Source organism: Microbacterium testaceum, from assembly GCF_006539145.1.
Lineage (GTDB): Bacteria > Actinomycetota > Actinomycetes > Actinomycetales > Microbacteriaceae > Microbacterium > Microbacterium testaceum.
Genome location: NZ_BJML01000007.1, coordinates 105,468 through 119,628, shown reverse-complemented (window position 1 = coordinate 119,628; position 14,161 = coordinate 105,468). Strand labels below are relative to the sequence as shown.

Here is a 14,161-nt window from a genome sequence, read left to right as displayed (position 1 = left end):
ATCGCCACCCGTTGACGGGCCGGATTCAGCGCGGGAGGGGGACTTCGATCAGCTGCCGCCCGCCGGTGGGGGCGGTGAGCACCTGGTCGAGGGCGACGCGGGTGGCGCAGCGGTGGTACTCCCACCCGAAGGCGAGGGCGAGCTGCTCGAGCCGGGCCGTGTGCGGGGTGTACTGCACGCGCGCCATGGCATCGTCGCCCGCGACCGTCGCCACCTCGAGACCGTCGAAGATCGTGCCGCCACCGTCGTTCCCGACGACGACCTGCAGGCGCGGTTCGGTCTCGCCGGGGGGCAGCATCAGCGCGCCCACGTCGTGCAGGAAGGCGAGGTCGCCGAGCAGCAGACGCGTCACCCCGGGGCGTTCCTCGACCTGACTGGCCAGGGCGACCCCCGTGGCCGTGGCGATGGTTCCGTCGATGCCGGCGAGCCCGCGGTTGGAGTGCACGGCGACCTTCTTGCCGCCGAGCAGCTCGTCGGCGACACGCACGATGCGCGACGAACCGAACACGAGGCGGTCGTGGGGCCAGGTCGCGCGCCAGAGCGCGTCGACCAGCGCGGGGCGATCGAGGGGCGCGCGCATGACCTCGAGCTCGGCGTTGATCGCCCCGAGCCGCTCGTGAGGGACGACGGAGGCGAGTCCGTCGGCGTCGGGGGCGGGCGGCGAGAGGTCGACGGCCCGGGCGCGCGAGGCACGCATCCACTCCCCCAGCCACGCGCGGTCGCCCTCGCCCACGCCTGCGCGGACGGCGTCGACGGCGAGGGTGGAACCGTTCAGGTTCACCGGTTCACCCGGTCCGCGCACCGCGATCACCTCGACGTCGTCGCGCATCAGCAACCGGGTGACCTCGCGACTGAGCGTGGGCCGACCGAACACGACCGCGCGTTCGATGCGTCCGCCGAGTTCGGGGGCGTTCACGAGGGCGCGGTATCCGTGCACGATCTGCCGACCGAAGCGCGAGCCGCTGACGATCTCGGCGATCAGGGGGAAGCCCCCGTCGTGGGCGAACTGCTCCGCCGCGGCCCCCGCATCGGCGCCCGCGACGACAACCGTTCGCGGCCCGGGCTCGACCACGTGCGCCGCCTCGGCCTCGGGCGCCACGTCGGCTTCGCCGATGCCCCCGCCGCCCTGGTAGAGCGCTCCGGAGCCGTCGGCGTTCTCTCCGGCGGGACGGGCTCCGGATGCCGCCCGCTCCGCCACCCACGACGGAGCCGCCCCCGCGAGCGGCTCGCGGAACGGGACGTTCAGGTGCACGGGACCCGCGGCCCGCGCACCCTGACCCCGCGCCGCGGCGAGCGCGGAAGCCGCCACGGCATCGAGCTCGGCGGTCTGCGCAGAGCTCGCGTCGTCGTCGGTGACCGTGGGGACCGCCAGGTCGGCTTCGAGGCGGACGGCGGAGCGGAACAGCCCGGGCTGCCGCGTGGTCTGGTTCGCGCCGACCCCGCGCAGTTCGGGCGGCCGATCGGCGGTGAGCAGCAGGAGGGGTACCCCGGCGTGATGCGCCTCGAGGGCGGCCGGCACGAGGTTGGCCACGGCGGTGCCGGAGGTGCAGACGACGACCGCCGGCATCCCGGTCTCACGCCCGATGCCCAGGGCGGTGAAGCCGGCGACACGCTCGTCGATGCGTACGTGCAGGTGAACGAGTCCCTGGCGTTCGAGCTCGGCGGCGACGAGCGCCAGGGCCTGGGATCGGGAACCCGGGCTCACGACGATGTGACGGACGCCGCGGGAGACGAGACCTGCCAGGAGGGCGGCGGCCGCGTCCGTCGCCGGCGCGGCCGCGCGCGCGTTGTCGAGGACCACGACTCAGCCGACGGCGCCGCGCTGACCGCGGGTGTCGTCGTCACCCTTGCCGGGGGTGTCGTCCGGGTCGGTCGTCTTCTTCGGGGGCTGCGGGTCGTCGGCTTCGGAGTCGAGCTGCGCCAGCTCCTCTTCGAGACGGCGGATGCGCTCGTCCTGCTCGGCGCGCGCCGACGCGGTCATGCGACCGAGGAACTCGGGGTCGTCGTCGGGGGCGCGTCGCACGACCGTCTGGGTCGCACGGCCCCGACCGATGGCGAACCACAGGATGCCGCCGAGCACGGGCAGAAGGATCACGATCGCCAGCCACGCGGGCTTGTTGACGCCGCGATGGCGAGAGGGGCTCTGCACGGCGCAGTCCACGATCGTGTAGACCCAGAAGACGGTCGCCACGAGCGCCAGGATGAGAAGCAACCGTGCCATGACCTGATTCTACGTGCGCCGGCTGGGCAGGGGCCCGGAGCCGGCGCGCGGTCTTCCACGCTCGAACCACCCGGGATCGCCGCAGAAGCGCCCGCCGTAGAATGACGGTATGCGCGCTCGTTCGGCCCTCGTCTACACGGTGCTGCGATTGCTCGCCTTCCTCGTGCCCCTCGGGATCCTGCTGCTATTCCCGGTGTTCCAAGAACTGCCGTGGCTCGCCGCCATCTTCGCCGCTCTGATCGGCTTGAGCCTGTCGACGCTGTTCCTCCGTCGTCCGCTCGACAAGGTCACCGGCGGTCTCGCCGAGCGTCGTGCGCAGCGCACCGCCACCGGTCGCCGGACCGGTGCTCAGACCGACGCCGACGCCGAAGATGCGGTGGTAGATGCCACGCGCAGCGACGTCGCCGAGGACCCGAGCGCGGCGGGCGAGGCTTCGCGCGGCTGATCGCCGCCCCTCGAAGGTGTCGACGGGCCGGTTCTCGCGCTGACGCCCGACGGCCGCTTCGCGCGAAGCGCCGTCAGACCGCGAACGCCCCGAACAGGACCGCGCCGTACGCGACCGAGGTGAAGCTCGTCACCTGGAGCGCGGTGATCAGCTCGCGCGGGGCGCGGTAGGTCCACACGATGAGGATCGCGGCGAGCCCGCCGAGCAGCGGGATCCCCTCGAGCCAGGCCACCGGGTAGACCAGGGCGAGGAACGCGGCGATCGCGAAGGGTGCGAGCACGAAGACCGTGAACAGCACCTGGGTCGCGCGACGGCCGATGAGAACCGAGAGGGTGCGCTTTCCCGCGAGACGGTCTTGGTCGATGTCGCGCAGATTATTCGCCAGCAGCACCGCGCAGGCGAGGAGCCCCGCGGCGACCGCCCCGAACCACGCCTCTTGCGGGAGGGACAGCACCTGCAGCCAGGTCGTGCCGAGGGTGGCGACCAGGCCGAAGAACACGAAGACGAAGATCTCGCCCATCGCGTTGTAGCCGTAGGGACGCTTGCCGCCGGTGTAAAACCAGGCCGCGACGATGCACACGGCGCCGACGAGGAGAAGCCACCACTGCCCCGTGCGGATCACCAGGGCGAGCCCGATCACCGCGGCGAGAGCGAAGAACGACAGCGCGACGATCAGCACGGTCCGCGGCTTCGCCTTCTTGCCGCCGGTGAGGCGACCCGGGCCGACGCGCACGTCATCGGTGCCGCGGATGCCGTCGGAGTAGTCGTTGGCGTAGTTGACGCCGATCTGCAGCGCGAAGGCGACGGCGAGACACGCGAGGGCGATCACCCCGTGCAACTGGTCGTCGACGAGGGTCGCAGCCCCCGTACCGATGAGCACAGGGGTGATGGCGAGCGGCAGCGTGCGCAGGCGCGCGGCGGCGATCCAGTCCCGCGCGGTGGCGGGCGTGACCGCCTGCGGCGCACCGCTCTTCGCCTTCTGCGGGTTGCCGCCCGAATGACGCTTCTTGGCGGTGTTCGGACGCTTGCGAGACTGTGCTGCCACGAGGGGTCAGTCTAATCCCGCGGGTCCGGCGAGCCCTCGCCGACGAGTCGACGCAGCGTTGCCCGATCGGGTTTGCCCGAGCGCAGGGTGGGCACCTCGGCGATCGCGATCACGCGGGCCGGTCGTGCCGGGGCCCCGACCGCCGCACCGACGACCTCGCGCACCGCGGCGAGCACCTCGCGCTCTCGGGACGGATCGATTCCGGTCACCACCACGGCGGACCCCTGGCCCCAGTCCGCGTCCGGGATCGGCACGACGACGGCGGATTCCAAGCCCGGGATGCCGCGCACGGCCGCTTCGACCCGGTCGAGCGAGACGTTCACCCCTCCCGAGACGATGACGTTGTCGAGGCGACCGGTGACGTTCAGCACGCCGTCGACGACCTCTCCCCCGTCGCCCGTGCGGTACCACCGAGTGCCGGCCGCATCGGAGGGGAAGGCGGATGCCGTGCGCTCGGGGTCGCCGAGGTAGCCCCCGGCGAGCGTCGGTCCCGACAGGCGCACCTCGCCGTCGACGATCGCGACGCCCACGCCGTCGAGCGGGACGCCGTCGTAGACGCACCCGCCGCTGGTCTCGCTCGAGCCGTAGGTGCGCACGATCCGTGCTCCCGCTGCCTCCGCTCGCTCTCGCACCGACGGGGCCAGAGCTTGCCCTCCGATCAGGATGGCCTCGAACGAACGCAGGGCCTGCGCCACGGTGGCGTCGTGCTCGGCGGCATCCAGAAGTCTCTGCAGCTGCGCGGGGACGAGCGAGGTGTAGCTCGGGACGCGGGCACCGTCGACGTGCGACGCCATGCCGAGGGCCGCCGCGGCGAACGGCTCGGCGCGGAACGGGCCCGAGACGACGGCGGGTTCTCGATCGGCCAGGAGTGCCCGCACGATCACCTGCACCCCGGCGACGTAGGTGGCGGGGACCGCGAGCAGCCACGCGCCCTCGCCGATGCGCGCCGCCGTGGCGTACGCACTCGCGATGAGGGCGTTGCGGCTGATCACGACCGACTTGGGCACACCCGTCGACCCCGAGGTCGTGACCACCGCCGCCGTCCCCGGGGGGACCTCACCGGCGAGGTCCGAGCCGCCGAGCGCCACGGCGGGACCCGCGCCGAGGACGGCCGCCCGCAGAGCGCGCAGCACGTCGCGCGGATCGTCGGATGCCGCCGGCTCGAGCTTCACGCGCGCGACCCGGTGCTCAGTAGTGCCACGGCACGTCGGACCAGTCGGGGTCGCGCTTCTCGAGGAACGAGTCACGCCCCTCGGCCGCCTCGTCGGTGCCGTAGGCGAGGCGCGTCGCCTCGCCGGCGAACAACTGCTGGCCGACGAGACCGTCATCGACGGCGTTGAAGGCGTACTTGAGCATGCGGATCGCGGTCGGCGACTTCGTCAGGATCGTGCGCGCCATCTCGAGGGCCTCGCGCTCGAGCTCGGCGTGCGGCACGACGCGGTTGACCGCGCCCATCTCGTACGCGCGCTCGGCGGAGTACTCCTCGGCGAGGAAGAAGATCTCGCGCGCGAACTTCTGGCCGATCTGGCGCGCGAAGTACGCGGAACCGTACCCGGCGTCGAACGAGCCCACGTCGGCATCCGTCTGCTTGAAACGACCGTGTTCGGCGCTCGCGATGGACAGGTCGCACACGACGTTGAGGGAGTGTCCGCCGCCCGCCGCCCACCCGGGGACGACCGCGATGACGACCTTCGGCATGAACCGGATGAGCCGCTGCACCTCGAGGATGTGCAGGCGACCCGCGCGACCGGGGTCGTGCACGGTCGTCTCGTCTTCGGAGTACTTGTAGCCGTCGCGGCCGCGGATGCGCTGGTCACCACCGGAGCAGAACGCCCAGCCGCCGTCCTTGGGGCTCGGGCCGTTGCCGGTGAGCAGGACGACGCCGATGCGATGATCCTGCCGCGCGATGTCGAGGGCGCGGTACAGCTCATCGACCGTGTGCGGGCGGAACGCGTTCCGCACCTCGGGACGATCGAAGGCGATACGCGCGACCCGACCGTCGTGCGTGACGTGGGCCGTGATGTCGGTGTAGTCCTCGGCGCCGGGCGCCAGGGTCCATTCCGCGGGGTCGAAGAGCTCGGAGACGGTCACCCGCTCAGCCTACGCGCGGGGGTCGCCGCGAGAGCAGGCATGAATGCGGTGGACGACCGTCCCCATGCCCCGTAGCCTGGACGACCCCGACGATCGGAGTCAGCATGACGAAGAAAGTGTCGATCCTGGGCCGCATCCGCGAGTACTTCCTCGGAGCGCCCGCACACGACCAGTCTGAGGACGCACGGCGGTCGATGAACCACCAGAGCGAGAGCGCGTACTACCAGGGCGAGGCCGCGAAGAACTGGACGGGGACGTCCGGGGGCGCGCAGTTCACACCGTGACCGCGACGGCGCCCCGACATCGCCGGGGCGCCGTCGTCGTCACGCGTTCTTGCCGTCGCGCCACCGCAGCCAGCGCTCGACGAGCGAGTAGTCCCACTCGGGACCTGAGAAGCCGAGCGTGAAAAGGCGGGTTCCGGCGTCGAACAGGGCGTCGGCCACGTCTTCGTCTCGGTCCTTGAGCTCGTTCGAGACGACGAGGCCCGACAGGTCGCGCTGCTCTGCCTCGGCCCACTTCTCGATCACACCAAACTTGTGCGGCAGTTCGTCGGGGGTGACGAAGCTGTGCCAGATGTCGGCGTGACGAGCGACGATGCGCAGGGTCTTCTGCTCCCCCTTGCCGCCGATCATGACGGGGATCTTGCGGGTGGGCGCCGGGTTGAGCTTGCCCCAGCGCGCGACGACCCGGTCGAGATCGGTCGCCAGAGCGTTGAGCCGCGTCCCGGCGGTGCCGAAGTCGTAGCCGTACTCGTCGTAATCGCGCTGGAACCATCCCGATCCCGTGCCGAAGATGAAGCGACCCGTGTCGCCGCCCTTCTTGCTGATGTGGTCGACGGTGCGGGCCATGTCGGCCTGCAGATCGGGATTGCGGTAGCTGTTGCAGTTGACGAGGGCGCCGAACTCGACGCGCTCGGTCTGCTCGGCCCAGGCGGAGAGCATGGTCCACGACTCGAAGTGCTCGCCCTCGGGGTCACCGTAGAGGGGATAGAAGTGGTCCCAATTGAACAGGACGTCGACGCCCATCTCTTCGAGACGGAGGACGGCGTCGCGGATGTCGGAGTACTGCACGTGCTGCGGCTGGATCTGCACGCCGAGCCGGACGGGGGTATCGAAGAGCATGGCGTCAGCCTATGCCCGCCCTCCGACACCCGGGCGGGTGGATTCTCCGCTCGGTGCCGCGTAGCGTGGGAAGGCCCCGACGATCGGAGTCAGCATGACGAAGAAGATGTCGAAGCTCGCGCGACTGCGCGATTACCTGTTCGGCCCGCGACGCACCCACGAGCAGTCCGAGGCGGCGAAGGAGTCGCTCGAGTCCACCCCCGACCTCTCCTCCTACACCGTCGAACGTCAGACGTTCTGGCTCGGCGGGTTCGGCGGCGGCGGGCCGCGCTGAGCGGCAGGATGAGGGCATGAGCACCGTCGCCCTCCCCTCGCTCGCCGAGATCCTCGACTCGGCGCGCGTCGTCTCCCTCCCGCTCGCCGCCCGCTTCCGGGGGATCGAGACACGAGAGGCGCTCGTGTTCGAGGGCCCCGAGGGGTGGACGGAGTTCTCGCCGTTCGTCGAGTACGCCGATGCGGAAGCCGCGACCTGGCTCGCCGGGGCCATCGACTTCGGGTGGCGTCCGTCACCGCCGGCCGTGCGCGACCGCGTCGCCGTCAATGCCACGATGCCCGCGGTCGCGGCATCCGAAGTGCCGAGGATCCTCGCCCGGTATGACGGATGCCGCACGGTCAAGGTCAAGGTCGCCGAGGCGGGCCAGACGCTCGCCGATGACGTCGCACGCGTCCGAGCGGTCCGCGAGGCGATGGGGCCCGAGGGACGGGTGCGCGTCGACGCGAACGGTGCGTGGAACGTCGACGAGGCCGAGCGAGCGGTCCACGCCCTCGCCGAGTTCGACCTCGAGTACGTCGAGCAGCCCTGCGCCGAGATCGACGAGCTCGCCGAGCTGCGCGAGCGGATCGACTATCTCGACATTCCGATCGCGGCCGACGAGAGCGTCCGCAAGGCCGCCGACCCCCTGCGTGTGGCGCGTGCGGGTGCCGCCGATCTGCTCGTCATCAAAGCTCAGCCCCTCGGCGGCGTCCATGCGGCGCGAGAGATCGTCGCGCAGGCGGGACTGCCCGCCGTGGTGTCCAGCGCCCTCGACACCTCCATCGGCCTGTCGATGGGGGTGGCGCTGGCGGCGGCGCTGCCCGACCTCGACTACGACTGCGGACTCGGCACCGCCTCGCTGTTCACGGTCGATGTCGTGGGATCCCCCCTCGTGGCCCGCGGCGGAATGCTGCCGCTCGAGCGCCCCCGCCCCTCGTCGTCCGATTTCGATCGGGTGGCCGCGACGGACGATCGACGGGAGTGGTGGCTGGACCGGCTGCGGCGGTGCTACGCCGCTCTCGAGATCACTCGAGGATGAGTCGCACGATCTGAGCGAGCCGCTCGCCCAGCTGACCGCGCGCGTCGGAGGGTGACGTTCCCGTCATGACGGCGGTCTCGGATGCCGAGATCCAGGCCGACAGCAGAAGCTCCGTCGCGGCGTCCGCGGGCAGGCGCAGAGTCAGCCCCCGCGCGTCGGCGATGTCGCGCACGAACTGCGTGACACTGTCGCACAGGGCGCCGTTCGATGAGAGGTAGGCCGCCGCGAACTCGGGGTTGCGCAGGGCCTGCACGCGCGTCTCGGCGCCGAGGAGGACGTCGAGGCGGTCCTCGCCCGCGACCTCGAGTACTTCTTGGACGAGATGGAGGACTTCGCCCGTGGCATCCAGTCCGCGGTCCTCGATCGAGGTGACCCGGTCGCGGACAGCGGCGATCGTGGTCTCGGCGGAGCGGCCGCAGAGGGCGAGGAAGAGCTCCTCCTTCGAGGCGAAGTTCGAGTAGAAGGCACCGCGCGTGAAGCCCGCGCGGTCGCAGATCGCTTCGACGGAGGCAGCGTCGATGCCGACCTCGGCGAACATCTCCGCGGCGGCGTCCATGAGACGCGTCCGGGTGTTCTCGCGCCGACGCGAGGGGGCGGGTGCGGTGTCGGTCATCCGCGTCTCCTGTTCTGGGTGGACGTCCAGCTAGGATCGCACCCTTCAGGTCTACGATACATTGATGTATCCGATACGGTGATGTATCGACTCGTTCACCGATCGTGGGAGCCGCCGTGTCGACATTCCTCTACACCCTGGGCCGCTGGTCGTTCCGCCACCCCTGGCGCGTGCTGACCGGTTGGCTGCTGATCCTCGCGATCGCGGGCGGCGGCGTCGCCGTGTTCGCGAAGGGCACCGACAACACCTTCGCGATCCCGGGCACCGAATCGCAGGCCGGTCTCGAAATGCTCGATCGCACCTTCCCCCAGGTGAGCGGCGCGAGCGCCGAGATCATCGTCGTCTCGGCCGAGGGCTCGAGCGTGCGCGATCAGGCCTACCAAGACACGATCGAGAAGGCAGAGGGTGAGATCGGCACGCTCGACTTCGTCGAGGCCGTCACCGACCCCTACGACGCACGGATCTCGGGCGGGATCTCCGACGACGGACGGGCGGCGATCGTGCGCATCCAGTTCGCCGGCGAATCGACCGCCGTGCCCGCCGACACGAAGGACGGGCTCCGAGCCGCCACGACGGCCCTCAGCACCGACCTCCCCTCCGGATCGCAGGCGATCCTCGGCGGCCAGTTGTTCGCCACCGAGATCCCCGGCGCCTCGCTCACCGAAGCCGTCGGCGTCCTCATCGCCGCGCTCGTGCTCATGATGACGTTCCGCTCGTTCCTCGTGGCCGGGATGCCGCTGGCCACCGCCATCCTCGGCGTCGCCCTCTCGATCGGGCTCATCTTCATCGCGACCGGCTTCGCCACCGTGTCGTCGACCACTCCCCTGCTGGCGGTGATGCTGGGCCTGGCGGTCGGTATCGACTACGCCCTCTTCATCGTGTCGCGACATCAAGACCAGACGCGCGCCGGAATGGACCCCGAGGAATCGACCGCCCGCGCCGTCGGCACCGCCGGATCCGCGGTCGTCTTCGCCGGAATCACGGTGCTCATCGCGCTCATCGGCCTGAGCTTCGCCGGCATCCCGTTCCTGACGACCATGGGCATCGCCGCCTCCGTCGCCGTGGCGATCGCGGTCTGCGTGGGACTCACTCTCACGCCCGCCTTCCTCGGGTTCGCGGGCCACCGCGTCGTGGGGTGGGGATACAAGCGACCGAAGAAGGGCGCTCACGGCGCCCCCGCGAACGACGACGACGAAGCGCGCGAAGCGGACGCCGCCGAGCGCGCAGAGAAGGCGAAAGCCGCCAAGGCGCGCGCCGAACGCAACGGACCGGCCACGCGTTGGGTGGGCCTGGTGACTCGGCATCCCGTGGTCACGACCGTCGCCGTCATCGGCCTGCTCGGCGTCACGGCGATCCCGGCCGCGTCGCTCGCTCTCACGCTCCCGAACGCCGGCCAATTGCCGAAGGGCGACGAGGCGCGCGTCGCCTACGAGCTGACCGACGAGTACTTCGGGCCCGGCGCCAACGGTCCCCTCATCATGACGGGCACGATCGTCACCTCGAACGACCCGCTGAACCTCATGACGAGCATCGGCGACGAGATCGCGAAGATCCCGGGGGTCGCGAAGGTGGCCCTGGCGACGCCGAACGCCACCGCCGACACCGGCATCGTTCAGATCGTGCCCGAGACCGCGCCCGACGACCCGCGCACCGCCGACCTCGTGCGTGCTCTCCGCGCCGCCGAGCCCCGCCTGTACGACCAGTTCGGCGTGCACCTGCTCGTCACCGGCTACACCGCCGTGACGATCGACATCTCCGACCAGCTGGGTGCCGCACTCCTGCCCTTCGGTCTCTTCGTGGTGGGCCTCTCGCTCGTCCTGCTGATGATCGTGTTCCGCTCCATCTGGGTGCCGCTGACCGCTGCCGGCGGGTACCTGCTCTCCGTCGCCGCGTCGTTCGGCGTCGTGGCCGCCGTGTTCGAGTGGGGGTGGTTCGCCGATGCCCTGCACGTGGCGAAGGTCGGCCCCATCATCAGCTTCATGCCGATCGTCGTGATGGGCGTGCTGTTCGGCCTGGCGATGGACTACCAGGTGTTCCTCGTCTCGCGTATGCGCGAGGACTACGTGCACGCGAACCGCGAGGGCCGTACGCCTCGCGAGGTCGCGCTCGGTGCGGTCCGCAGCGGCTTCTCGGCCTCGGCCCGTGTGGTGGTCGCCGCCGCCGTGATCATGTTCGCCGTCTTCGTCGCCTTCGTCCCCGAGGGCGACTCGAGCCTCAAGCCCATCGCACTGGGCCTCGCCGTGGGCGTCGCGGTCGACGCGTTCCTCGTCCGCATGACCCTCGTTCCGGCGATCCTCGCGTTGCTGGGCGCGAAAGCCTGGTGGATGCCGCGCTGGCTCGACCGGCTCCTGCCGAAGCTCGACGTCGAGGGCGAGGCCGTCGAGCGCGAGGTGCGCCTGGCCGATTGGCCGAGCGAGCCCGCAATGGCGATCGCCGCCGACGATCTGCGCGCGATCGGACCGACGGATGCCGAGGAACCGGTGTTCTCGGACGTGTCGCTGCGCCTCGCCTACGGCGGCACCCTGCTGGTCACGGGCGAGACCCGCACGACGCGGACGCTGCTGCTCGCCCTGTCGGGGCGACTGTCGCAGATCGACGGACGACTGCGTGTCGACGGCCTCCTCGTCCCCGAGCGCGCCGGAGCCGTCCGCGCCCGCGTCGGAGTCGCTCTCCTCGACGACCCCGCCGCGGCCGCGGCTGACGTGGCGCAGGCCGCCGCGCGCGGTACGCGTGTGCTGCTCGTTTCCGACATCGACCGTCTCGACGACGATGCCCGCGACGACGTCGCCGAGGTGCTCCGTCGCGCCGCGACCGAGGCGCGGGAGCGCAGCGAAAACGATGCGTCGGCGTTCACCCTCGTCGTCTCGGCGCGCGACGAACGCCGCGCCCTGGCCCTCCTGGCCGAAGCGCAGCGACCGCACATCGCCTCCCTGCACCTGCCGACCCCTCGTCGTCACCGCACCGAACCCGAAACCTTCGCCGATCTCTCCGAGGTGTTCGCATGACTCTCCCCGTCGAGCGCTCCCGTTCGCGCCGCCCCGTCACCTGGCTCACGCTCATCGGCGTGCTGCTGCTGCCCGCCGTGATCGGCGGCATCCTCGTCGGAGCGCTCTACAAGCCCACCGACCGCCTCGAGAACATCACGGCCGCGATCGTCAACGACGACAAGGCCGTGGAGCTCGACGGGCAGCTCGTCCCCCTCGGGAGACAGCTCACCGGCGGTCTCGTCAAGGGCGCCGACGACCAGCCGAGCAACATCGACTGGGTCATCTCCAACGACGAGGACGCCGCGGCGGGGCTCAAAAACGGCACCTACACGGCCGTCGTGACGATTCCCGAGAACTTCACGGCCGCCTCCCTCTCGACCCGACCGGGCGAGACACCCGAGAAGGCCACGATCGGCGTGCAGACGGCGCCGAACGCCCGCGTCGTCGACGGCGCGATCACCGGGGCCCTGGCATCCACCGCCTCCAACGTCTACGGCAGCACGCTGTCGTCGCAATACCTGAAGAACGTCTTCCTCGGCTTCACGACCCTCAGCGACCAACTCGGTACGGCCGCGAGCGGGGCACACCAGCTCGCCGACGGCGCCTCGCAGGCGTCCCACGGAGCCGAAGGACTCCGCGACGGCCTCGGCCAGCTCTCGAGCGGTGCCACCGGCCTCGCCGACGGCGCCTCGAAGCTCGCCGCGGGAGCCGGGCCTCTGACCGACGGGGCGACACAGCTCTCGACGGGAGCGGGGGCACTGGCGAACGGGACGCGCTCCGCGGCGGCGGGAGTCACTCAGCTGGCCGACGGCAACGCGGAACTGGCCAGACAGATCACGGCCCTCGCCGCCCAGATCCCGCCCGGATTCGCCGAGGACGCACAGCAGCTGTCGGCCGCCGCGCCGCAGATCAACACCGCTCTCACCGATGCCGCCGCCGCTCTGCAGACAGCCGCGGACACGTGCACCGGAACCCCCGAGCAGTGCGCAGCACTGCGCACCGCCTCCGACAACGCCAACGCGGCCCTGCCGAAAGCGAAGGCGACCGTCGCGCAGATCGGCGGTCTGACGGCGGAGGCGTCGAAGCTCCCCGCCGGGTTCAGCGCCCTCGCCCAGGCGAACCAGAAGCTCGCCGACGGCGGCTACGACGCCGCGAAGGGCATCGGCGCGATCGCGAGCGGCATGGACGGCATCGCGGGCGGAGCCACCACGCTCGCTGACGGCGCCCGCCAGTTCGGCACGGGAGCCTCGGCTCTGGCCTCGGGCGCCGGTCAAGTGGCATCCGGAGCCTCCGGCGCCGAGACCGGAGCAGGCCAGCTCGCAGACGGCATCACCCAGGTCGCGACCGGAACGGCATCCCTCGCGGACGGCCTCGACACCGCCGTCGCGAAACTGCCCACCTACACCGACGCGCAGGCCACGAACCTCGCCGATGTCGTCGCCGACCCCGTCTCGGCGTCGGGCAGCAGCGACTCGCTCTTCGGCATCGCGGCGGTACCGCTGCTGGCGATGGCCGTGCTGTGGTTCGGAGCTCTCGCATCGTTCGTGGTGTTCCAGGCGGTCTCGGCCCGCGCTCTCACCAGCCGGCGTTCATCGGGTCTCGTCGCGCTGCGCGGCTTCGCTCCCGCGGCGGTGGTCGGAGCCGTGCAGGGAATGCTGGTCGCGGGCGTCGTGCAGGTGGCATCCGACTACGACTGGGGCGACTGGGCGTTGTTCGCCATGATCTGCGTGGTCGCGGGCGTGGCCTTCGCGGCCGTGAACCAGGCGCTCGTCGCGCTCTTCGGCGGTGCGGGCCGTTGGATCGCCGCGATCGTCGGCGCGCTCGCCCTCGCGACGAGCATCGTCTCGACGGTGCCGCCCGTCTTGGCGGCCTTCGCCTCGCTGCTGCCGACGGCCCCCGCATACAACGCGATGCTCGGCGCACTCTCGTCCGTCGGCGGCGTGGGAGCGGGAGCCGCGGGACTGGTCGTCTGGGCCGTGCTGGCGCTGGTGGTCACGACGCTGGTCGTCGTGCGTCGCCGTACGGTGTCGACGCGGGCCGCGAGCGCCGTCGCCACCGCGGGGTAGCCGGCGGCGCGCTCGCGCCCCGCGTCTCGCGTGCCCCGCGTCCCGCGCCCCGCGCCCCGCGCCGTCCGGCGCCCCGCGGTCCGCGGTCCGCGGTCCGCGCCCCGCGGTCCGCCCCGTTGAGTGTCCAAGACACCCGAACGGATTCGAAAATCGTCCGGGTGTTTTGGACACTCAAGGTGCGCGCGGGCCCAGATGCCGCGCGAGCAGTTCGCGAGGCGGCTCCTCCCCCGTGTTCACGCTTCCGCGCCTCTCCACAACGGGCGTCACGACGCGCGCGGGC

13 protein-coding genes are annotated in these 14,161 nt (G+C 71.3%); 6 read left to right on the top strand and 7 right to left on the bottom strand.

Annotated elements, in window-relative coordinates; translation table 11 throughout:
* Window positions 1-25: 25 nt before the first annotated feature.
* Complete coding sequence (gene menD, locus MTE01_RS11420; protein WP_141377578.1) at window positions 26-1,801, bottom strand: 2-succinyl-5-enolpyruvyl-6-hydroxy-3-cyclohexene-1-carboxylic-acid synthase; 1,776 nt, start codon at window positions 1,799-1,801, stop codon at window positions 26-28.
* A 3-nt stretch (window positions 1,802-1,804) separates the two neighbouring features.
* Complete coding sequence (locus MTE01_RS11415; RefSeq protein ID WP_103205873.1) at window positions 1,805-2,221, bottom strand: PLDc N-terminal domain-containing protein; 417 nt, start codon at window positions 2,219-2,221, stop codon at window positions 1,805-1,807.
* 109 nt (window positions 2,222-2,330) lie between these two features.
* Here MTE01_RS11415 and MTE01_RS11410 point away from each other — a divergent pair, with 109 nt between their 5' ends.
* The gene (locus tag MTE01_RS11410; protein ID WP_103205872.1) at window positions 2,331-2,666 is read left to right on the top strand and encodes a DUF4229 domain-containing protein; all 336 of its coding nucleotides are present in this window, start codon (window positions 2,331-2,333) and stop codon (window positions 2,664-2,666) included.
* A gap of 73 nt (window positions 2,667-2,739) precedes the next feature.
* Here the strand turns inward: MTE01_RS11410 and MTE01_RS11405 are convergent, their stop codons facing one another.
* The 3 genes from MTE01_RS11405 to MTE01_RS11395 are packed head-to-tail and all read right to left on the bottom strand — an operon-like array spanning window position 2,740 to window position 5,802.
* Window positions 2,740-3,711, bottom strand: coding sequence for a 1,4-dihydroxy-2-naphthoate polyprenyltransferase (locus MTE01_RS11405; RefSeq protein ID WP_141377576.1), 972 nt, complete (start codon window positions 3,709-3,711; stop codon window positions 2,740-2,742).
* Between the two features lie 11 nt (window positions 3,712-3,722).
* Window positions 3,723-4,883 (bottom strand): AMP-binding protein, encoded by a 1,161-nt coding sequence (locus tag MTE01_RS11400; RefSeq protein WP_141377574.1) that lies wholly within the window; start codon window positions 4,881-4,883, stop codon window positions 3,723-3,725.
* A 16-nt stretch (window positions 4,884-4,899) separates the two neighbouring features.
* Window positions 4,900-5,802: a 1,4-dihydroxy-2-naphthoyl-CoA synthase gene (locus tag MTE01_RS11395; RefSeq protein ID WP_141377572.1), complete on the bottom strand. Its 903-nt coding sequence runs from the start codon at window positions 5,800-5,802 to the stop codon at window positions 4,900-4,902.
* A gap of 104 nt (window positions 5,803-5,906) precedes the next feature.
* Here MTE01_RS11395 and MTE01_RS11390 point away from each other — a divergent pair, with 104 nt between their 5' ends.
* Window positions 5,907-6,086 (top strand): hypothetical protein, encoded by a 180-nt coding sequence (locus MTE01_RS11390; RefSeq protein ID WP_141377570.1) that lies wholly within the window; start codon window positions 5,907-5,909, stop codon window positions 6,084-6,086.
* Window positions 6,087-6,125: 39 nt separating this feature from the next.
* Here the strand turns inward: MTE01_RS11390 and MTE01_RS11385 are convergent, their stop codons facing one another.
* Window positions 6,126-6,923, bottom strand: coding sequence for an LLM class F420-dependent oxidoreductase (locus MTE01_RS11385; protein WP_141377568.1), 798 nt, complete (start codon window positions 6,921-6,923; stop codon window positions 6,126-6,128).
* 94 nt (window positions 6,924-7,017) lie between these two features.
* Here MTE01_RS11385 and MTE01_RS11380 point away from each other — a divergent pair, with 94 nt between their 5' ends.
* Both MTE01_RS11380 and MTE01_RS11375 read left to right on the top strand, forming a co-directional pair.
* On the top strand, window positions 7,018-7,197 hold the full coding sequence (locus MTE01_RS11380) for a hypothetical protein (RefSeq protein WP_056223970.1): 180 nt from the start codon (window positions 7,018-7,020) through the stop codon (window positions 7,195-7,197).
* A gap of 16 nt (window positions 7,198-7,213) precedes the next feature.
* On the top strand, window positions 7,214-8,215 hold the full coding sequence (locus tag MTE01_RS11375) for an o-succinylbenzoate synthase (RefSeq protein WP_141377566.1): 1,002 nt from the start codon (window positions 7,214-7,216) through the stop codon (window positions 8,213-8,215).
* Here MTE01_RS11375 and MTE01_RS17235 read toward each other — a convergent pair.
* The gene (locus tag MTE01_RS17235; RefSeq protein ID WP_218026357.1) at window positions 8,202-8,828 is read right to left on the bottom strand and encodes a TetR/AcrR family transcriptional regulator; all 627 of its coding nucleotides are present in this window, start codon (window positions 8,826-8,828) and stop codon (window positions 8,202-8,204) included. The two genes, MTE01_RS11375 and MTE01_RS17235, sit on opposite strands and share 14 nt — an antisense overlap.
* Before the next feature lie 116 nt (window positions 8,829-8,944).
* Here MTE01_RS17235 and MTE01_RS11365 point away from each other — a divergent pair, with 116 nt between their 5' ends.
* Both MTE01_RS11365 and MTE01_RS11360 read left to right on the top strand, forming a co-directional pair.
* Window positions 8,945-11,833, top strand: a complete 2,889-nt coding sequence (locus tag MTE01_RS11365) for an MMPL family transporter (RefSeq protein WP_141377564.1) — start codon at window positions 8,945-8,947, stop codon at window positions 11,831-11,833.
* Complete coding sequence (locus MTE01_RS11360) at window positions 11,830-13,881, top strand: YhgE/Pip domain-containing protein (protein WP_141377562.1); 2,052 nt, start codon at window positions 11,830-11,832, stop codon at window positions 13,879-13,881. Before MTE01_RS11365 ends, MTE01_RS11360 begins: the two co-directional genes overlap by 4 nt.
* Window positions 13,882-14,161: the final 280 nt, after the last annotated feature.

Coding starts and splice junctions, on each gene's coding strand:
- MTE01_RS11415 (WP_103205873.1), bottom strand. CDS start 2,221: ATGGCACGGTTGCTTCTCATCCTGGCGCTCGTGGCGACCGTCTTCTGG.
- MTE01_RS11410 (WP_103205872.1), top strand. CDS start 2,331: ATGCGCGCTCGTTCGGCCCTCGTCTACACGGTGCTGCGATTGCTCGCC.
- MTE01_RS11390 (WP_141377570.1), top strand. CDS start 5,907: ATGACGAAGAAAGTGTCGATCCTGGGCCGCATCCGCGAGTACTTCCTC.
- MTE01_RS11385 (WP_141377568.1), bottom strand. CDS start 6,923: ATGCTCTTCGATACCCCCGTCCGGCTCGGCGTGCAGATCCAGCCGCAG.
- MTE01_RS11380 (WP_056223970.1), top strand. CDS start 7,018: ATGACGAAGAAGATGTCGAAGCTCGCGCGACTGCGCGATTACCTGTTC.
- MTE01_RS11375 (WP_141377566.1), top strand. CDS start 7,214: ATGAGCACCGTCGCCCTCCCCTCGCTCGCCGAGATCCTCGACTCGGCG.
- MTE01_RS17235 (WP_218026357.1), bottom strand. CDS start 8,828: ATGACCGACACCGCACCCGCCCCCTCGCGTCGGCGCGAGAACACCCGG.
- MTE01_RS11360 (WP_141377562.1), top strand. CDS start 11,830: ATGACTCTCCCCGTCGAGCGCTCCCGTTCGCGCCGCCCCGTCACCTGG.